Source organism: Falsiroseomonas oryzae, from assembly GCF_027856955.1.
Taxonomy (GTDB): domain Bacteria; phylum Pseudomonadota; class Alphaproteobacteria; order Acetobacterales; family Acetobacteraceae; genus Falsiroseomonas; species Falsiroseomonas oryzae.
Genome location: NZ_JAPSMD010000069.1, coordinates 1 through 18,413, shown reverse-complemented (window position 1 = coordinate 18,413; position 18,413 = coordinate 1). Strand labels below are relative to the sequence as shown.

At 72.5% G+C, this 18,413-nt stretch carries 20 protein-coding genes; 6 read left to right on the top strand and 14 right to left on the bottom strand.

Annotated features, from left to right (window positions below; all coding sequences use genetic code 11):
- Positions 1-255: 255 nt before the first annotated feature.
- The 7 genes from OZN99_RS09790 to OZN99_RS09760 all read right to left on the bottom strand — a co-directional run bounded on the left by OZN99_RS09790 (position 256) and on the right by OZN99_RS09760 (position 5,483).
- Positions 256-684 (bottom strand): RES family NAD+ phosphorylase, encoded by a 429-nt coding sequence (locus tag OZN99_RS09790; protein WP_270935027.1) that lies wholly within the window; start codon positions 682-684, stop codon positions 256-258.
- Positions 685-768: 84 nt separating this feature from the next.
- Positions 769-1,863: a 2Fe-2S iron-sulfur cluster-binding protein gene (locus tag OZN99_RS09785; RefSeq protein ID WP_270935026.1), complete on the bottom strand. Its 1,095-nt coding sequence runs from the start codon at positions 1,861-1,863 to the stop codon at positions 769-771.
- A gap of 118 nt (positions 1,864-1,981) precedes the next feature.
- Positions 1,982-2,491, bottom strand: a complete 510-nt coding sequence (gene paaD, locus OZN99_RS09780) for a 1,2-phenylacetyl-CoA epoxidase subunit PaaD (protein WP_270935025.1) — start codon at positions 2,489-2,491, stop codon at positions 1,982-1,984.
- Positions 2,485-3,255, bottom strand: a complete 771-nt coding sequence (gene paaC / locus OZN99_RS09775; RefSeq protein WP_333779728.1) for a 1,2-phenylacetyl-CoA epoxidase subunit PaaC — start codon at positions 3,253-3,255, stop codon at positions 2,485-2,487. The genes paaD and paaC overlap by 7 nt, the downstream gene beginning before the upstream one ends.
- Positions 3,256-3,257: 2 nt before the next feature.
- Positions 3,258-3,545: a 1,2-phenylacetyl-CoA epoxidase subunit PaaB gene (gene paaB / locus OZN99_RS09770; protein ID WP_270935023.1), complete on the bottom strand. Its 288-nt coding sequence runs from the start codon at positions 3,543-3,545 to the stop codon at positions 3,258-3,260.
- A gap of 5 nt (positions 3,546-3,550) precedes the next feature.
- Positions 3,551-4,567 (bottom strand): 1,2-phenylacetyl-CoA epoxidase subunit PaaA, encoded by a 1,017-nt coding sequence (gene paaA / locus OZN99_RS09765; protein WP_270935022.1) that lies wholly within the window; start codon positions 4,565-4,567, stop codon positions 3,551-3,553.
- Between the two features lie 79 nt (positions 4,568-4,646).
- On the bottom strand, positions 4,647-5,483 hold the full coding sequence (locus OZN99_RS09760; protein WP_270935021.1) for a PaaX family transcriptional regulator C-terminal domain-containing protein: 837 nt from the start codon (positions 5,481-5,483) through the stop codon (positions 4,647-4,649).
- Positions 5,484-5,618: 135 nt separating this feature from the next.
- On the opposite strand from OZN99_RS09760, the gene OZN99_RS09755 reads away from it, so the two are divergent.
- Both OZN99_RS09755 and OZN99_RS09750 read left to right on the top strand, forming a co-directional pair.
- Positions 5,619-8,366: a calcium-binding protein gene (locus OZN99_RS09755; RefSeq protein ID WP_270935020.1), complete on the top strand. Its 2,748-nt coding sequence runs from the start codon at positions 5,619-5,621 to the stop codon at positions 8,364-8,366.
- A gap of 13 nt (positions 8,367-8,379) precedes the next feature.
- A complete protein-coding gene (locus OZN99_RS09750) occupies positions 8,380-8,976 on the top strand; it encodes a demethoxyubiquinone hydroxylase family protein (protein ID WP_270935019.1) in 597 nt (198 codons plus the stop codon).
- Position 8,977: 1 nt separating this feature from the next.
- Here OZN99_RS09750 and OZN99_RS09745 read toward each other — a convergent pair whose 3' ends face one another.
- Together OZN99_RS09745 and OZN99_RS09740 are read right to left on the bottom strand one after the other, a co-directional pair.
- The gene (locus OZN99_RS09745; protein ID WP_270935018.1) at positions 8,978-9,505 is read right to left on the bottom strand and encodes a cyclase dehydrase; all 528 of its coding nucleotides are present in this window, start codon (positions 9,503-9,505) and stop codon (positions 8,978-8,980) included.
- Complete coding sequence (locus tag OZN99_RS09740) at positions 9,502-10,674, bottom strand: zinc-dependent alcohol dehydrogenase (RefSeq protein WP_270935017.1); 1,173 nt, start codon at positions 10,672-10,674, stop codon at positions 9,502-9,504. The genes OZN99_RS09745 and OZN99_RS09740 overlap by 4 nt, the downstream gene beginning before the upstream one ends.
- Before the next feature lie 165 nt (positions 10,675-10,839).
- Here OZN99_RS09740 and OZN99_RS09735 point away from each other — a divergent pair, with 165 nt between their 5' ends.
- On the top strand, positions 10,840-11,673 hold the full coding sequence (locus OZN99_RS09735) for a substrate-binding domain-containing protein (protein WP_270935016.1): 834 nt from the start codon (positions 10,840-10,842) through the stop codon (positions 11,671-11,673).
- Here OZN99_RS09735 and OZN99_RS09730 read toward each other — a convergent pair.
- The 4 genes from OZN99_RS09730 to OZN99_RS09715 form a co-directional block, all read right to left on the bottom strand.
- Positions 11,670-12,647 carry a Bug family tripartite tricarboxylate transporter substrate binding protein gene (locus tag OZN99_RS09730; RefSeq protein ID WP_270935015.1) on the bottom strand — a complete coding sequence of 326 codons (978 nt, stop codon included), beginning with the start codon at positions 12,645-12,647 and terminating at the stop codon, positions 11,670-11,672. The genes OZN99_RS09735 and OZN99_RS09730 overlap by 4 nt on opposite strands.
- The gene (locus tag OZN99_RS09725) at positions 12,644-13,675 is read right to left on the bottom strand and encodes a mannonate dehydratase (RefSeq protein ID WP_270935014.1); all 1,032 of its coding nucleotides are present in this window, start codon (positions 13,673-13,675) and stop codon (positions 12,644-12,646) included. The genes OZN99_RS09730 and OZN99_RS09725 overlap by 4 nt, the downstream gene beginning before the upstream one ends.
- Positions 13,676-13,754: 79 nt before the next feature.
- Entirely contained in the window at positions 13,755-15,098 is a 1,344-nt protein-coding gene (locus OZN99_RS09720) for a glutamate--cysteine ligase (protein ID WP_270935013.1), read from the bottom strand.
- Positions 15,099-15,140: 42 nt separating this feature from the next.
- Positions 15,141-15,860, bottom strand: coding sequence for a 16S rRNA (uracil(1498)-N(3))-methyltransferase (locus OZN99_RS09715; RefSeq protein WP_270935012.1), 720 nt, complete (start codon positions 15,858-15,860; stop codon positions 15,141-15,143).
- Positions 15,861-15,888: 28 nt separating this feature from the next.
- Here OZN99_RS09715 and ubiA point away from each other — a divergent pair, with 28 nt between their 5' ends.
- From ubiA to OZN99_RS09700, 3 genes are read left to right on the top strand one after another with little or no spacing between them, the layout of a single operon-like run.
- Positions 15,889-16,788: a 4-hydroxybenzoate octaprenyltransferase gene (gene ubiA, locus OZN99_RS09710; RefSeq protein WP_270935011.1), complete on the top strand. Its 900-nt coding sequence runs from the start codon at positions 15,889-15,891 to the stop codon at positions 16,786-16,788.
- Positions 16,789-16,808: 20 nt separating this feature from the next.
- Positions 16,809-17,423 carry a class I SAM-dependent methyltransferase gene (locus OZN99_RS09705; RefSeq protein WP_270935010.1) on the top strand — a complete coding sequence of 205 codons (615 nt, stop codon included), beginning with the start codon at positions 16,809-16,811 and terminating at the stop codon, positions 17,421-17,423.
- A gap of 35 nt (positions 17,424-17,458) precedes the next feature.
- The gene (locus tag OZN99_RS09700; protein WP_270935009.1) at positions 17,459-17,872 is read left to right on the top strand and encodes a type IV secretion protein Rhs; all 414 of its coding nucleotides are present in this window, start codon (positions 17,459-17,461) and stop codon (positions 17,870-17,872) included.
- Positions 17,873-17,879: 7 nt separating this feature from the next.
- Here the strand turns inward: OZN99_RS09700 and OZN99_RS09695 are convergent.
- Positions 17,880-18,413 (bottom strand): c-type cytochrome (locus OZN99_RS09695; protein ID WP_333779727.1); only part of this gene is annotated, 534 nt, incomplete at its 5' end.

Here is an 18,413-nt window from a genome sequence, read left to right as displayed (position 1 = left end):
GGCCGGTGCCTCGGCCCAGGGCGCCAGCGGATCGGGCCCGGCGTTGCGCAGCGCCTGGCCGGCGGCGCCGAGCGGGGACAGGGCGAGGCCGGCGGCGCCGGCGGCGCGGAGAAGGACGCGGCGGGAGAGAGTCATGGCGATGTCCATCAAGTTCGACATCGAACAAGATGGTTCGACGACGAACATTCGTCAAGCAGGTCCTGGCGGCGCGTTGCGGCAGGCCCGGCGCGACGCGGCTCCCGGGCGGCGGCGGCGTCAGCCGCCCCACAGCCTCCGGTCGAAGCGGAAGGGGGTGCAGGCCAGCAGGCGCGCTTCCGCGGCGCGCGGATGGCGGACGTTCAGCAGCAGGTTGCGCCCTTCCTGCACCACGATGCTGGGCACGCGCAGCACCGCGCTGCGGCCTTCGCGCAGCCAGGCATCGCCATGGGCGCGCGGGTCCTGCGGCATCGCCGCCACCTCCTCGACATCGTCGGGCAGGCTGACGCGCATCAGCACGTGGTCGTGGACGATCTCGTCGTAGGGCTTGTCGAGATGCGCGCGCATCTCCAGCACCGCGAGGGCGGGGTGTTCGGAGAGGTAGGCCACGAGCCGGCCCGGCCCGTTCCAGCGTTCGCCGTCCTCGGCCTGCCGGCCCGTGAGGTCGGCCTGGTGTTCCCGGCAGACCTGCCACCCGATGAGCGCCATGCGGGCAGGACGCGCCTGCGGGAACGCGGTTCCAAGGGCCTCAGGCCCTTGGCAGGGAGCCCGAGGGGCGGGCCCCTCGATGCCTTAGGTCGCGTCGTAGTCCACGCTGACCTGCGTCCCGACCGGCCGGCTCTGGCAGGTCAGCACGAAGCCGGCTTCCAGTTCCCAGGGTTGCAGCGAGTAGTTGGTGTCCATGGCGACGGCGCCCTCCGTCACCTTGGCGCGGCAGGTGCAGCACATGCCGCCGCGGCAGGACCAGGGCACGTCCAGCCCGGCGCGCAGCCCGGCTTCCAGCACGGTCTCGCCGGCCGCCATCGGCACGCTGCGCGTGACGCCGTCCAGCGTGATGGTCGCGGTGGCGGCGGGCTGCGCATCCGGCGCCGGTGGCTGCGCGCGCCGCGGCGCGAGGGTGCCACCGGCCGGCGTGAAGCGCTCGACATGGATGTGCTCGTGCGGCACGCCGAGCGCCGTCAGCGCGGCGGTGGCGGACTCGGCGAGGCCCTCGGGGCCGCAGAGGAAGGCCTCCGCAATGCTGCCGGGCGGCACCAGGCCGGGCAGCAGGGCCTGGATGCGCGCGGCGTCGAACCGACCGTGCAGGGTCTCCAGCTCGTGCTTCTCGCGCGAGAGGACGTGCACCACGGCGAAGCGGTGCAGGTGGCGGTCCTTCAGCTCCTCCAGCGCGGTGCGGAACATGATGTCGGCGGCGCTGCGGTTGCCGTAGAGCAGCACGACGCGGCTGTGCGGCTCCCGCGCCAGCACGCTCGTGGCGATGGAGAGGATGGGCGTGATGCCGCTGCCGCAGGCGATGCCGAGGATGGTGCGCGGCGGCGCGGCGGGATCGGGCATCAGGCCGAAGCGACCCTCGGGCGGCATGGCGTCCAGCACGTCGCCGGGCTGCAGCCTGTCCACCGCCCAGGCCGAGAAGCTGCCGCCCGGCACGCGCTTGATGCCGACGCGCAGCGCGCCTTCGTCGAGGCCGGCGCAGATGGAGTAGCTGCGCCGCTGTTCCTCGCCATCCACGACGCGGCGGAAGGTGAGGTACTGGCCGGGCGTGAAGCGGAACAGCGCTTCGGCCTGCGGCGGCGGCTGGAGGGTGACGGCAATGGCGTCCGGCGTCTCGCGGTCGATGCGCGTGACGCGGAGGGGGTGGAAGCGGGTGGAGGTCGTGACGGCGGTCATGGGCATGGCGTCCCGCTGGGCGCTGCGACGGGGCAGCGCGGGAATGCGGACCCACCCCCACCCAGCCCTCCCCCGCCCTGCGGGGGAGGGAACGACAGGCCGAATGGAAGGGTGGGCGCTACAGACACTTGAAGTGGTCGAAGGGCTCGCGGCACGCGGTGCAGCGCCAGAGCGACTTGCAGGCAGTGGAGCCGAATTCGGACAGCTTCTCGGTGGCGGTGCTGCCGCAGCGCGGGCAGGCGACCTCCTCGTCCAGGCCGAACAGGCCGCGGCGGCTGGCTTTCGGCGCGGGCGGGGCGATGCCGTAGGCGCGCAGCTTCTCGCGCCCTTCCTGCGTCATCCAGTCGGTGGTCCAGGCGGGGGAGAGCACCAGCTTCACGCGGCCATCGATGCCGGCTTCGGCGAGCGCGGCCTCGATGTTCAGCGCGATCATGTTCATCGCGGGGCAGCCGGAATAGGTCGGCGTGATGTCCACCTCGACCTGGCCCGACTCCGTCACGCGCGCGTCGCGCAGCACGCCGAGATCGGCGATGGAGAGGACGGGGATCTCGGGGTCGGGGACCTCGCCGGCGACGGACAGCGCGTGCTGGCGCAGGCGTTCCCGGTCGAGGGCGAGGGCCGCTACCACGTCGCCCCCGGATAGGCGCGCTGGAGGTGCTGCATCACGGCGAGCATGTGGCCGAGATGCTCCGTGTGGACGCCGCGGCGGCCGCCCATCTGCATCCAGCCATCCGCCGGGCGATCCAGCGTCGCCTCGGCCAGCACGCGCGCGACGGTCGAGTCCCATTCGGCGCGGAGCGCGGCAGGATCGGGGAGGATGCCCTGCGCGATCAGGTCCCGCTCGCCGTCGGGGACGGCGAACATCTCGCCGGTGAAGCGCCAGAGACGGTCCAGCGCGTCGGCGGCGCGGCGATGGCTCTCCTCCGTGCCGTCGCCGAGGCGGATCAGCCATTCGCCGGCGTGGCGCAGGTGGTAGGCGACCTCCTTCTCCGCCTTCGCCGCGATGGCGGCCAGCGTCGCGTCCGTGCTGCGCATCGCCGCCTGCCACCAGGGCAGCAGGAAGGCGCTGTGCAGGAAAAGCCGCGCGATGGTGAAGGCGAAGTCGCCCTTCGGCTGTTCCAGCATCAGCAGGTTGCGGAACTGCGGCGCGTCGCGGAGATAGGCGAGGTCGTCCTCGCTGCGGCCGGCGCCGTCCACCGCGGCGGCGTGCTGGTAGAGCGCGCGCGCCTGGCCGAGCAGGTCCAGCGCGACATTGCCGAGCGCCAGGTCCTCCTCGAGCATCGGCGCGTGGCCGCACCATTCGGACAGGCGGTGCGCATGCACCAGCGCGTCGTCGGCGCGGGCGAGGATGGCGTTGACGAGCGGGGTCTCGGCGACGGCGATGGTGGTCATCGTCACATGTGCCCGACTTCGTCCGGCACCTCGTAGAAGGTCGGGTGGCGGTAGATCTTGTCGGCCGTCGGCTCGAACAGGCTGTCCTTGTCGGCGGGGTCGCTGGCCGTGATGGCGGCGGAGGGGACCACCCAGATGGAGAGGCCCTCGCCGCGACGCGTGTAGGTGTCGCGCGCGGCCTGCAGCGCCATCTCGGCATCCGGCGCATGCACGCTGCCGGCATGGCGATGCGCCAGGCCGGCGCGGGCGCGGATGAAGACCTCCCAGATCGGCATGTTCGCTTCGGGCATGCGCGTCACTCCGCGGCGAGCTTCTGGGCAGCGGCCCGGCGCGCCTTGCGCTTGGCGGCATGGGCCAGCGCGGCCTCGCGCACCCAGGCACCTTCGTCATGCGCGCGGCGCCGCGCCTCCATGCGGTCCCGGTTGCAGGGGCCGTTGCCGGCCAGCACCTGGCGGAACTCCTCCCAGTCGATCTCGCCGAATTCCCAGTGCCGCGTCGCCTCGTTGAAGCGCAGCTTCGGGTCGGGGAAGGTCAGGCCGAGGTAGTGGCCCTGCGGCACCGTCGCATCCACGAACTGCTGGCGCAGCGCGTCGTTGGTGAAGCGCTTGATCTTCCAGCGCATGGACTGGTCGGTGTGGGCGCTGACCGCGTCCGGCGGGCCGAACATCATCAGCGACGGCCACCACCAGCGGTCCAGCGCATCCTGTGCCATCGCCTTCTGCTGCGGCGTGCCGCGGCAGAGCGTGAGCATGATCTCGTAGCCCTGGCGCTGGTGGAAGCTTTCCTCCTTGCAGATGCGGATCATCGCGCGGGCGTACGGCCCGTAGGAGGTCCGGCAGAGCGGGATCTGGTTCATGATGGCCGCGCCGTCCACCAGCCAGCCGATCGCGCCGATATCGGCCCAGGTCAGGGTGGGGTAGTTGAAGATGCTGCTGTACTTCGCCTTGCCCGACAGCAGCTGCTCGACCAGTTCCTCGCGGCTCGTGCCGAGGGTCTCGGCGGCGGCGTAGAGATACAGGCCGTGCCCGCCCTCGTCCTGCACCTTGGCCAGCAGCGCGGCCTTGCGGCGCAGGCTGGGGGCGCGGGTGATCCAGTTGCCTTCGGGCAGCATGCCGACGATCTCGGAATGCGCGTGCTGGCTGATCTGCCGCGTCAGGGTTCGGCGATAGGCCGCCGGCATCCAATCGTTCGGCTCGACCTTGTCCTCGGCGGCGACCCGCGCCTCGAAGCGGGCGAGGCGTTCCGGATCCTCGGCGACGGCCGGGCCCGGGGGCACGGCATCGTCCTTCTGGTTCAGGGCCTGGGTGTACATGAGGCCGCGCTTCCTCCCGCGCTGGTCCCGGCAGGATATGTCACAGACATTCGCAACGACAAGGGAAAAACGTAACGCGTTACCCCGCCGCGAATCGCAAGGGCGCGAGCGCCGGCGGCAGCACGCCATCCTCGTTGCGGCCCTCGGCGTCCAGCCAGGCTTCGGCATCCGGTGCCAGGCGGTGATAGAGTTCGGCCGCCAGGACGCGGGCCGGCGTGCCCGGCCAAGCCGCGGGCAGCAGCTCGGCGGGCAGCAGCGGATCGCGCAGCACCAGGCGCCGCCATTCATGGACCAGCAGCAGCCGCAAGGGCAGCGCATCCGCAGGCGGCACCCTGGCGTCGCGCAGCGGAGCGAAGGCATCGAGGAAGCGGCCATAGCCCTCGGCCAGGGTCTCCAGCGGCCAGGCGCGCGCGGCGAGCAGCTGCGCCTCCGCCATGCTGCGCGGTGTGGCGTGCAGCATCGGCGCCGACCTCGGCAGGCGCTCGGGATCGCCCGCGATGCCGAGCATCGTGCCGCCGGGCAGCGTGCCGAAGCCGCTCGCCTCCAGCGCCTCCCGCGTGGCCGCATCGGCCAGCAGCACCAGGCGGAAGGCGCCGTCCCAGTCCGGCGGGCGGGCGGCATAGATCCTCGTCGCGGCGGCGCCGAACACCTGCTCCCCGCGCGGGCCGAGGCGATAGAAGGAGTTGCGGCCGACGCGGTTGCGCGCCAGCCAGCCTTCCTCCGTCAGGCGCGACATGGCGGTGCGCACCTGGCCCGGCGAGCAGCCGAAGCGGTCCAGGATCGCCTGCAGCGAGCCGAGCCAGAGCGAGCCGCCGCGCGGCGCCACCGCGTCGCCCCAGACGGTGACGATGAAGGACGCGATGCGCGGCGCGCCGGTGCGCGCCAGCGTGGTGATCAGGCCGGATGGTTCGCTCATGCCGGGAAGCGCATGCCTTCGGTTCGCTCCAATTCTGGTCAACTTTTCGCTTCGCGTGGGCGGAACGTTGCGCGGACTGGTTGAGGCCGGCAGGGTAGGCGGCAAGGCCGGGACGGAACAGGGACCAAGCGACACATGGCGTTCTACGCGCTCACCGCTTCGGCGGCGGACAGCCTGCTGGGGGCCGCCACCGAGACGGACGTCTTCGTCCTCAGCGCGCCCGGCCACCTTGTCGGCACCGACACCATCCAGGGCGGCGGCGGTTCGTTCATCGACATGCTGCGCATCAATTCCGGCCTGCCGGTGACGCTGGCGGCGGCGGATTTCGCCAATACGCGCGGGCTGGAGCGCATCCTGATCATCACCGCCGGCGGCGCCTTCATCACGCTGGACAACGCGATGGTGGCCAGCACGGACCAGCCGGATTTCCGCGTTCTCGGCGGCGTGGGCGGCGACACGGTGTACGGCGGGGCGGTGCTGGCGACGCCGCTGGTGCTGGAGGGCGCGGGCGGCAACGACCTGCTGCAGGGCGGTGGCGGCAACGACCTGCTGCGCCCGGGCGCGGGCGCCGACACCATGGAAGGCGGCGCGGGTGCCGACACCATCGAGATCGCGATCGCCGATTTCGATGCCAATGACCGGCTGGACGGCGGCGCCGGCAACGACGACGTGCTGGTGCTGACCGGCGGCGGCGTGGTCTCGCAATCCATGTCCAGCAACCTCAAGGGCATCGAGCGCATCCAGGCCGCGGCGGGCAGCGCGGTGCCGATCGCGGTGAATGTCGGCGCGGGGCTGGCGACCAGCAGCGGCGTGCTGACGGTGGTCGGCACCTCGGGCGACGACACGCTGAACGGCACCCATGCCACCGTCGCGCTGGTGCTGCAGGGCGAGGCGGGCAACGACCGGCTGACCGGCGGTGCCTTCGGCGACACGCTGCTCGGCGGCAGCGGCCTCGACATCCTGCGGGGCCTGGCAGGCAACGATGTGCTGGATGGCGGGGAGGGCGACGACCGGCTGGACGGCGCGACCGGCAATGACTGGCTGATCGGCGGCGCCGGCAACGACACGCTGCTGGGCGGCGCCGGCGCGGACACGCTGGACCTCGGGACCGGCGTGGACCGTGCCGATGGCGGCGCGGGCAACGACCTCTACCAGGTGCTGGCGGGCGACATCACCTCCTCGGACCTGATCGCCGACGAGAGCGGCACGGAGGACACGCTCCAGGTCCTGGACCTCTTCCTCACCCTCACACTCTCCTTCGTGGGAGTCAGCATCAGCGGCGCGCTCGCCGGACGCATCCAGGGGATCGAGCGCTTCCTGCTCGGCTCCGGCAACGACGTGTTCCTGCCAACCAACGCGATCGGCGACAGCGCCGACACCGATGTGGTGACCGTCTTCGGCGGTGCCGGCAACGACCGGCTGGACGGCTCGCAGGTGGCGCGGCTGACCGCGCCGATGGCCTTCCTGTTCGATGGCGGCGATGGGGCGGATACGCTGGTCGCGGGGCGTGGCGCCGATACGCTGACCGCCGGCGCCGGCAACGACCGCGTCTTCGGCGGGCCGGGCAACGACCTGTTCCTGATGCGCTCGGCGGATCTGAATGCCGCGGATACGCTGGACGGCGAGACCGGCACCGACACGCTGCGGCTGCTGGGCGACGAGGCGCTGGGGCCGACCGCCTTCGCGGGGCTCTCGGGCATCGAGATCATCGAGCTGGCCGATGGCGGACAGGCGGTGACGCTGCCGGGCGCCTTCGCCGATGGGCTGGGCTTCACCATGTCCACCATCCGCGGCGGCGACGGGGACGACTTCGTTGACGTCAGCGCCTTTGCCTCCAACCGGCGCGTCTATGTCGAGCTGGGCGACGGCAATGACACGCTGTTCGGCGGCGCGGGAAATGACACAGTCGTGGCCGGGCGGGGGGTGGACGAGATCCAGGTCGGCGGCGGCATCAATCGCGTAACCTTCGGTGAGGGCGAGCTGTCCGGGCTCGACATCGTCACCGCCACCACCGCAACCGCCTTCGACACACTGTTTGTCGGGGTGGCGGACGGGCGTACGCTGGCGCAGGGCGTCTTCGCCGGCGTCTCCGGCTTCGACGTCTTCAACCTGATAAGCGCCGGGACGTCTGCTGTGCGGCTGCCGAGCACTCTGATCAGCCAGAGCGGCCAGGCGAGCGTCAACGTCAATGTCGGAGGTGGCGGCAGCATGGCGGTGGATGGCCGCGCCATCGCCAGCACCTTCCGGCTGGATGGCGGCACCGGTAACGACACGCTGTTCGGCGGCAGTGGCGCGGACACGTTGGTCGGCAATGGCGGCGACGACGTGCATATCGGCGGGGTGGGCGGCGACCGCATCTTCCTCGGCACCTCCGCCACCACGCGGGACATCGCGCTGCTGCGGGCGGTGTCGGACGGGACGGCCGACATCAACACGACGCAGAACATCGCCGGCGCGGACAGCGTGAGCGGCACGGAGTTCGAGGGCAACTTCATCATGGTGGACCGCTTCGGCTTCGGCCTGCCGGAGGAGACCACCTGGTTTTTGGGCGCCGGGGACAACATCAGCCTGAATTACTCGGCGGCGCGGCTGCAGGGCGTGAGCATCGCCGCCGACGACTTCGGCTCGCTCGCCGCGGTGCGCACCGCGGTCGGGGCGCGGCTCACCAACAACGATCCGTTGCAGTTCGAGAAGATCATCCTGGTGATCACTGGCGCGTCGAACACGCGCTTCGGCGTCTACTACTTCGAGGACCGCGACCACAATGCGACGGTGGACAGCACGGACATCCTGCGACTGCTGGCGGTCGGGACCGGGGCCGGGCCGGCCAACACCTCTCCGACCAACGGCTTCCGCCTGACCTCGGAGTTCGAGCTGCTGTAGCGGGGGTTGCGGCATGGCGGCGCCGCGCCACATGGGCGGCGCCATGACGCATGACCGCAAGCCCCTGATCGCCCCGCCGCTCGCCTCCCTGCCGCCGATCCCGGACTGGCTGGTGCGGGAACTGCGCAGCGACCACGCCGGCGAGACGGGGGCGGTGATGATCTATCGCGGGATCCTCGCCGTCTGCCGCGACCCCGGCGTGCGCGACTTCGCCGCGCGGCACGGCGCGACGGAACAGGGGCACCTGGACCTGCTGGAACAGCTGCTGCCGCCGGCGCAGCGGTCGAAGCTGCTGCCGATCTGGAAGGTGGCGGGGTTCCTGACGGGCGCGCTGCCGGCGCTGTTCGGGCCGCGCGCGGTGCATGTCACGATCGACGCGGTGGAGACCTTCGTGGACCACCACTACCAGCAGCAGCTGGACCGGCTGGACGCCGAGGGCATCCACCCGGAGATCCGCGCCCTGCTGGCGCATTGCCAGCAGGAGGAGATCGACCACCGCGACGAGGCGCGGGAGCTGCACGGCGGCGGCACGGGTTGGCTGCTGCGCGCCTGGGGGTGGGTGGTCGGCAGCGGCAGCGCCGCGGCGGTGATGGCGGCGAAGCGGATCTAGCTCACGCGGCGCTCCAGGGGCGGAGCGGGTCGGGGACGCGGAAGTCGCGCGGCGGCTCGAAGTCCCGTGCGGCGCCACGCGTCGCCTGTGTGCCGCGCGGGAAGGCACTGCGGCCGGCATAGGCGCGGGCGGCGTTCCGGCTGGCGATGCGGTCGCCTTCCTCGGTGCGCAGCGCCTCGGCGCAGACCAGGTCGAACAGCGTCACGCTCGCCACCGAGGCGAGCGCGGTGGCAAGGCCGAAGGCGCTGGCGCGCGGCGCGCCGGCCAGCAGCGTCACCGCATCCAGCGCATCGCCGGCCACGCGGCCCATGATCCAGGGCCGGCGGTCGCGCGAAACCAGGATGCCGACGCCCGTCGCGATCTCCCGCAGGCCATAGGCGCGGATCAGGTTCTCCTGCCCGCGCAGGCCGAGGCCGCGCGCCAGCGGACGCGCCGCGGCCAGTTCGAACAGGCCGAGCCCGATGGAGAACCAGCCGAGCCCGCCGGCCATGCGGCCCGCCGAGCCCTGTCGATGCGTCGCGGCGCTCATGGCTTCAGCACCACCTTGACGCAGCCATCCTGCTTGTCGCGGAAGGTCTTGTACATCGCGGGGCCCTGCTCCAGCGGGACCGTGTGGGTGATGACGAAGGACGGGTCGATCTGGCCTTCCTCGATCCGGCGCAGCAGGTCGTCGGTCCAGCGGCGCACATGGGTCTGGCCGGTGCGGATGGTCAGGCCCTTGTTCATCACCAGGCCCATCGGGAACTTGTCCACCAGCCCGCCATAGACGCCGGGCACGGACAGCACGCCGCCCGGGCGCGCCAGGTAGACCATCTCCCGCAGCACATGCGCGCGGTCGGAGGAGAGCATCACCGCCTGCTTCACCCGGTCGTAGACACTGTCGAGCGTGGCGGTGGCGTGCGCCTCCATTCCGACGGCGTCGATGCACTTCTCCGGGCCCTTGCGGTCGGTGAGCTGGTCGATGCGCTCCATCACGCTCTCTTCGTCGAAGTTGATGGTGATCGCGCCGTTCGCCTTCGCCATCGCCAGCCGCTCCGGCACGCGGTCGATGACGATCACCTGCTTCGCGCCGAGCAGCACGGCGGAGATCACGCACATCAGCCCGACCGGGCCGGCGCCCCAGATGGCCACCGTGTCGGTCGGCTGGATGTCGCATTGCACGGCGCCCTGCCAGCCGGTGGGCAGGATGTCCGAGAGGAACAGCACCTGCTCGTCCGTCAGGGTGGACGGCACCTTGATGTGCGTCTCGTCGGCGCAGGGCACGCGGAGATATTCCGCCTGTCCGCCGGGATAGCCGCCGGTCAGATGCGTGTAGCCGAACAGGCCGGCGCCGACGCGGCCGAACACCTTCTCCTGCATGGCGGCGTTGCGGTTGGTGGTCTCGCACAGCGAGAAGTTGCCGCGCCGGCACTGCCAGCACTCGCCGCAGGTGATGGTGAAGGGGACGACGACGCGGTCGCCGACCTTCAGCTTGCCGCGCATGTCGCTGCCGACCTCGACCACCTCGCCCATGCATTCATGGCCCATGACGTCGCCGGACTGCATGGCGGGGATCATGTTGTCGTAGAGGTGCAGGTCGGATCCGCAGATCGCGCAGGAGCTGACGCGGATGATCGCGTCGCGCGGGTGCTCGATGCGGGGATCGGGCACGCTCTCGCAGCGTATGTCTTCCTTCCCGTGCCAGACCAGCGCGCGCATGCGGTTCCTCCCGGTGTGGGAGGGCAACACGGCGCTGCACGACAGGTTCCGCAGCAGCGTGCGGCAATGCCTGGCAGAAGCAGGCAGATGCCGCTACGCCCCCGGTTTGACCCAGCGCGGGCCGCGGGCCATGTGGCGGGTGCGCCACGAAGACCGGGACATGACATGATCCGCCGCGCCGTGCTTGCCGCCTTGCTGGCCCTTCTCGCCGCGCCGGTCGGTGCGCAGACGGGCGGGCGGCCGATCACCATCGCCTCCACCACCAGCACCGAGCAGTCCGGCCTCTTCGGCCATCTCCTGCCGATCTTCACGCGCGAGACCGGGATCGCGGTCCGGGTGGTGGCGCTGGGGACGGGACAGGCGCTGGATGTCGGGCGGCGTGGCGATGCCGACGTGGTCTTCGTGCACGACCGCGCGGCGGAGGAGCGCTTCGTTGCTGAGGGCTTCGGCGGCCCGCGGCGGCACGTCATGTTCAACGACTTCGTGATCATCGGGCCGGCGAGCGACCCGGCGGGTATCGCCGGCCTGCGCGACACGGCGGAGGCGCTGCGCCGCATCGCACAGGCGCGCGCGCCCTTCGTCAGCCGCGGCGACCGCAGCGGGACGCATGCGGCGGAGCTTCGGCTGTGGCAGATGGCGGGGCTGGACCCCGTGCAGGGCCGCGGTGCCTGGTACCGGGAGGTCGGCCAGGGCATGGGCCCGGCGCTGAACACCGCGGCAGCGCAGGGCGCCTATCTCCTGGCCGACCGCGGCACCTGGCTGGCCTTCCGCAACCGGCAGGACCTGCGCATCCTGGTCGAGGGCGATGCGCGGCTGTTCAACCAATACGGCGTGATGCTGGTGAACCCGCAGCGGCATCCGCATGTGCAGGCCGCTTCCGGCCAGCGCTTCATCGACTGGCTCCTCTCGCCCGCCGGGCAGGAGGCGATCGCGTCCTTCCGGATCAACGGCGAGCAGCTGTTCTTCCCGAACGCGCGCCAGCCGGAGCCGGTGAGCTAGTCCAGCCGGATTCCCCGCGCGCGGATCACCGCGCCCCAGGCTTCGGTCTCCGCCGCCAGCCAGCGGCGGAAGCTGTCCGGGCCTTCGGTGCGGACCTCGGCGCCGAGGGTGGCCAGGCGTTCGCGCGTGGCGGGCAGGTCGAGCGCGGCGGCGAAGGCGCGGTGGTGGCGGTCGATCGTGGCGGGCGGCGTGCGCGCCGGCGCGAGCAGGCCCTGCCAGATGCCTGCCTCCGCGGCCGGCCAGCCGAGCTCGGCGAAGGTCGGCACGTCGGGCAGGTCGGCCAGGCGGCGCGGGCCGGTCACGGCGATGGCGCGCAGCCTTCCGTCCTTCACGAAGGGCAGTGTCGCGGTGGCGCCGTTCACCACCATCTGGCTCTCGTTCGCCACCGCCGCCTGGATGCCCAGCATCCCGCCGCGATAGAACACCTCCGTCACCTCGCCGCCCCAGTGCTGCACCACGACCAGCGCGGTCAGGTGGTTCAGCGCGCCGACGCCGGAATGGGCGAAGTTGATGCGGCCTGGATTGGCGCGGACGAAGGCGGCGAGCTCCGCCGCGTTCTGCGCGGGGACGGAGGGATGCACCGCCAGGATGTAGGGCGCGTAGATGAGCATGGTGACGGGATCGAGGTCCGTCGCCGGGTTGTAGGGCAGGCGGGCGAAGAGGCTCGGGCTGGTGGTCAGGATGCCCGGGTCGGTCAGCAGCAGCGTCGTGCCGTCCGGGGCGCTTTTCGCGACGTTGTCGGCGCCAAGGTTGCCGGCGGCGCCGCCGCGGTTGTCCACCACCACCGTCTGGCCGAGCAGGCGCTGCAGGTCCGGCTGGACGATGCGCGCGACGAGGTCGGAGGTGCCCCCGGGCGGGAAGGGGATGACGATCCGCAGCGGCCGATCGCCGCCCTGCGCCGCGGCGCCGCGGACGAGCAGCACGGCGGGCAGCGCGAGCGTCGTGCGGCGCGTGGCACGGATGGCGGCGGTCATGGCGTGCTTCCCCCTTGCGTGCGCAGCGCGCGCAGGATCCCGGCGATGTAGCCGGTGGCGTAGGCGCGGCTGCGGTGGCCCCAGACCGTGTCTTCCACGACATGCGGCACGTGGTCGTCGATGACGAAGCCGTCGAAGCCGGCTTCCAGCAGCTCCCGCAGCACGGCGACGGGATCGACGCTGCCCTCGTCGATGAAGGCTTCCGCGAAGCGCGGCAACGCCCCGGCGACGCTGCGCAGATGGACGTAGTGGATGCGCCCGGCGCGGGCGAAACGGCGCAGCGCGGCCATCATCGCGGCCGCGCCGGATTCCGCGAAGGTGCCGGTGCAGAAGGCGATGCCGTGCATCGGGCTGTCGGCGAAGGCCATGGCGCGGGCGAAGCTCGCCTCGTCGCGGAAGATGCGGGCGACGCCGTCAAGCACGGGCACGGGCGGGTCGTCCGGGTGCAGCGAGAGCTTCACGCCTGCGTCCTGCGCCACGGGCAGCACGGCCGTGATGAAGCGTTCCCAGTTCGCCCACATCTGCGCTTCGCTGCGCGGCGGCAGGGTGCCGGTGGCGACGCGCTGGCCGAGCGCGTCGTCGTACGCCGTCACCAGCGCGCCGCCGCGGCCATGCGCGGCCTTGGCCGTGCGCCAGACGCCGTCCGGGATCCAGTTGTAGCCCAGCACGGGGATGCCGGCCTGGCCCATGGCGCGGAGCGTGGCCTTGAAATCCTCCACCTGCTCTTCGGCGCCGGGCAGGCCGAGCATGGCCTTGTCGAGCAGGTTGCGCGGCACGCCCTCGATGCAGTCCAGCGCGAGGCCGTGCGCCTCCACCGCCGCGCGCATCTGCACCAGGTCGAGCGCGGACCAGCGGCGCGTCGGCGGGCGGGGCCCGGCGGCCGCGGTGAACTGCTTGTTCAGGAAGTCGATCCAGGCCGGGCTGTCGAGGTCCGGCTTGTTCACCGTCACGCTGCTGCAGCCGATCTGGCGGGCGAAGGCGAGGTCGGCCTGGGTGAGTTCCCGGAACTGCCCGGCGACGACCCGCATGCCGCATTCCTCCCTTGCCGTGCGATGCTACGCATCGGCCCGGCGGGCGGGCAAGCGGAGCCCTGGGGTGGCGTGCCGGTCAGGCCTCCGCTTCGGCGAAGATGCGCGCGACGTCGCCACCCCAGGCGCGCTCGTGGCGCTGCAGCCAGCGCTCGGCCTGGGTGAGCCCGCTCGCCGCGATCTCTTCCAGCGGGGCCAGGTACACCTCCTCGCCCAGGCCGCGGGCGCGCAGCCCGTCGCGGGCGATGGCCAGCGCGTCGCGCGCGATGTCCTGCAGAGACCGGCCGCGGATCGTCGCCTTCAGCGCCTGCTTCGGCACCTGCGTGCGCAGCGCGCGCATCTCGTCCACGGTCCAGCCGCGGATCAGCGCGGCGGCGGCCTTCTGGGCTGCATCGTCGTACAGCAGGCCGGTCCAGAAGGCCGGCTTGGCCATCAGCATCGGCACGCTGCCCGCATCGGCGCCGCGCATCTCCAGGAAGCGCTTCAGCCGGACATCGGTGAACACCGTCGTCACATGGTCGGCGAAGTCGCCCATGGTCGGCGCATGGCCGGCCAGCTTGTCGGCCTTGCCGTCCAGGAAGGCGCGGAAGGGCACGCCGGCGGCGTCGATCCACCTGCCCTCGCGCATGATGAAATACATCGGCACGTCGAGCACGAACTGCGCGAAGCGCTCGAAGCCGAAGCCGTCCTCGAAGGCGACGGCGGGGATGCCGGTGCGGTCGGGGTCGGTGTCCGTCCAGACGCGGCCGCGCAGCGAGAGGTATCCGCTCGGCCTGCCCTCCAGGAAGGGGGAATTGGCGAAGAGCGCGGTGGCCAGCGGCTGCAGCGCGAGGGAGACGCGCAGCTTCTCCACCATGTCGGCCTCGTCGCCGAAGTCGAGGTTCACCTGCACCGTGCAGGTGCGGAGCATCATGTCGAGCCCCATGCCGCCGACGCGCGGCATGTAGTTCCGCATGATCGCATAGCGGCCCTTGGGCATCCAGGGCATGTCCTCGCGCGTGGCGAGCGGGTGGAAGCCGAGCGGCGCGAAGCCCAGGCCGAGCGGCCCGGCCACCTCGTGCACCTCGCGCAGATGCGCCGCGAGCTCCACGCGCGTCTCGTGCAGGTCTGCCATCGGCGCGCCGGACAGCTCGAACTGGCCGCCGGGCTCCAGGCTGACGGAGGCGGTGCCACGCTTCAGGCCGATAGGCCTGTTGTCATCGAGGATCGGCTCCCAGCCCTTCGCCGCGATGCCTTCCAGCATGGCGCGGATACCGTCAGGCTCGTAGGGCGGGGGCGCGAGGTCGGCACGGCGGAATCCGAACTTCTCGTGCTCGGTCCCGATCCGCCAGGCATCACGCGGCTTCGACCCGGCGGCGAACCACTCCGCCAACTGGCGGTGCGAGGTGATCGGCGTGAGGTCGGCCTCGCCGGGATTCGACATGCAGCGCGTTCTCTTCCTGGCGTCGCGGGTGGGCCCGGGCGATCAGGCCCAGTCCCCGGCCAGCGCCTGAAGCGCGGCCAGCCCGGCCACCGCGGCTGTCTCCGCCCGCAGGATGCGGGGGCCCAGCGCGGCCGGCACAACAAAGGCACGCCGGCGGAGATCGTCAAGTTCCGCCCCTTCGAACCCGCCCTCGGGCCCGACCAGCAGGGCCAGGGGCGCCGACAGGCCCGTGACGGCGGCCCGCACCGGCGGCGCGGCGCTGCGCTCCATCGCGACCACCAGCCTGGTGCCGTCCCAGGCGTCCAGCACGCGGTGCAGGGGCGTCGCGTCGAAGACGCGCGGCACGGAGAGGCGCTCGCATTGTTCCGCCGCGCCGCGCGCGATGGCGGACAGGCGCTGCGCATTGGCGCGTTCCGCCACGGTGCGGCGGGTCAGCACGGGCTGGATGCGCGTGGCGCCGAGTTCCGTCGCCTTCTCCACCAGCCAGTCCATCGCGTCGCGCTTCAGCGCGGCGACCAGCAGGCGGATGTCGGGCTCCGCCGCCGGGGCGCGCAGCCGCGCGCCGAGCGCGAAGCGGGCGCGGTCCTTGCGCAGATGCGCGATGGTGGCGGCGAACTCGCCATCCCCGGCGTTGAACACGCGCACCCGGTCGCCCGCGCCGCGGCGCAGCACGGTGCCGAGGTGATGCGCCTGGCCCGGCGCGGCCTCCGGCTCGGCGCCCTCGGCCAGCGGCTCGTCCAGGTAGAGGCGTGGGATGGACATGCGGCGGCTCCGCGGACAGGTATGCCGCATGACGGGCTATACCGATATCCGGGCGCAGGGCTGGGTCGCGCGGCTGCCGGCGGGCTGGCGGCCCTTTGCCCTGCTGGCGCGCTTCGACCGACCGATCGGCGCCTGGCTGCTGGTGCTGCCGGGCTTCTGGGCCTTCGCCGCCGCCGCGCCGTCCTGGGCCGAGGGGATCCGCCTGACCCTGCTGTTCCTGGTGGGCGCCTTTGCCATGCGCGGGGCGGGCTGCGTGGTAAACGATCTGTGGGACCGCGACCTCGACCGGCAGGTGGAGCGCACGCGGGGGCGGCCGCTGGCCTCCGGCGCGGTCACGCCGATGCAGGCGCTGTGGTTCCTGGCGGGGCTGTGCCTGGTGGGGGCGGCGGTGCTGTTCCAGCTCTCCTGGGGGGCGATCCTGGTCGGGCTGGTCTCGCTGGTGCCGATCGCGCTCTATCCGCTGGCGAAGCGCGTCACGGACTGGCCGCAGGCGGTGCTGGGCTTCGTGTTCAGCTGGGCGGCGCCGACCGGCTGGGCGGCGGCGACCGGCACGCTGGATGCGGCGGCGCTGGCGCTGTGGGCGGCGGGGTTCTGCTGGATCCTGGGCTACGACACGATCTACGCGCACCAGGACCGGGAGGACGACGCGCTGGTCGGCATCCGCTCCACGGCGCGGCGATTCGCCGACACCACGCGGCCCTTCCTTCTTGCCTGCTACGGCGCGATGCTGCTGCTGCTGGCCCTGTCGGGCGTGCTGGCGGGGCTGCACTGGCTGTTCCTGCCGGCGCTGCTGCCGGCGGCGGCGCTGCTGGCCTGGCAGGTGGCGACGCTCGACATCCACGACCCGGCGCGCTGCCTCCGGCTGTTCAAGCTGAACCGCGAGGTCGGGCTGCTGGTCGCGCTGGCCTTCCTGGTCGGCCGGCTGTGACGCCCGAGGAGTTCATCGCCGTGAACACCGCGGTCGCGCGCGCGCCGCTGGTGCCGGAGGTCGCGCTGCACCTGGCCAGCGAGATCACGCCGATCTGGCAGGCCACCGAGGCATGGCTCAAGGAGCGCAACGTCGAGCCGCCCTTCTGGGCCTTCGCCTGGCCCGGCGGCCAGGCCACCGCGCGGCTGCTGCTGGACGAGCCGCGGCGCGTGGCGGGGAAGCGCGTGCTGGACTTCGCCGCGGGCTGCGGCATTGCCGCCATCGCGGCCGCGATGGCCGGCGCGGCGCAGGTGGAGGCGGCGGAGATCGACCCCCTGGCGCTGGCCGCGGTGCGGCTGAACGCGGCGCTGAACGGCGTGGCGGTGGCGACGCCGGAAGGCGACGTGGTCGGTGCGGCGTGCCGCTGGGACGTCATCCTGGCCGGCGACGTCTGCTACGAGGCGCCGATGACCGCGCATATCCTGCCCTGGCTGCGCGCCATGGCGGCGCGGTGCGAGGTGTGGGTGGCGGATCCCGGCCGCGCCTACCTGCCGGGGCGGGGGCTCGATCCCATCGCGCGCCATGCCGTGCAGACCTCGCTGGAGCTGGAGGACCGCACGCTGCGCGAGGTCACGATCTACAGGATGTTGCCGTAAGCCTGCCGCAACCGCCGCGCAGCGTCGCGGGCGCCATGCGAATCCTGCCGATCCTCCTCGCCTGCCTGCTCGCCCTGCCCGCCCTGGCGCAGACCGAGCGCCGCTACGACGATCGCGGCCGATATGTCGGCCGTACGGAGGTGCAGGGCAGCACCACGCGCTTCTACGACGAGCGCGGGCGCTACATGGGGCGGGCGGAGACCAGTGGCGGCACGACGCGCCTCTATGACGACCGCGGCCGCTACGCCGGCCGGGAGGAGCTGCGCGGCGACACGCTGCGGCGCTACGACGAGCGCGGCGGCTACCAGGGCCGCGGGGAGATCCGCGACGGCACGCGGCGCGACTACGACGAGCGCGGGCGCTACGACGGGCGCGCCGAGACGCGGCACGGCACCACGCGGCTCTACGACGAGCGCGGGCGCTACGAGGGGCGGATCGAGAAGCGCTGAACGCGGGTCAGCGCGTCGTCGCCTCCAGGAAGTCCAGCAGGGCGCGCAGGTCGTCGGGGTTGTCCACGCGCTGGACCGGCATCTTGGTGCCGGGCGTCACCTCGTCCGGGCCGCGGGTGAACAGGTCGGCCACGGTCTCGCGCGTCCAGACGATGTCGCCGCGCGCCAGGCGCGCCGAATACTCGTAGCCGGCGACGCTGCCCATGCGGCGGCCGAACAGGCCGTGCAGATGCGGCCCGGCCATGTTGCCGCCTTCGCTGGTCAGCGAATGGCAGGCGGCGCAGGCGCGCCAGACGCGGGCGCCATGCGGGTCCACGCCGGCCGGCAGCTGGTCCTGCGATTCGCCGCCGAGCGGCCCGATCGGCCGGCCGGTCGCGGCATCCCAGCGGCGCACGCGGCGGTCGGTGCCGCCGGTCCAGAGGCTGCGGCCATCCGGCGCGAAGACTGCCGACCAGACTGGCAGTCCCGGCCCTTCCAGCGTGTGGCGCAGGCGCAGCGTCGCCACCTCCCACAGCGTCACGCTGCCGCCGAGCGAGCCGGC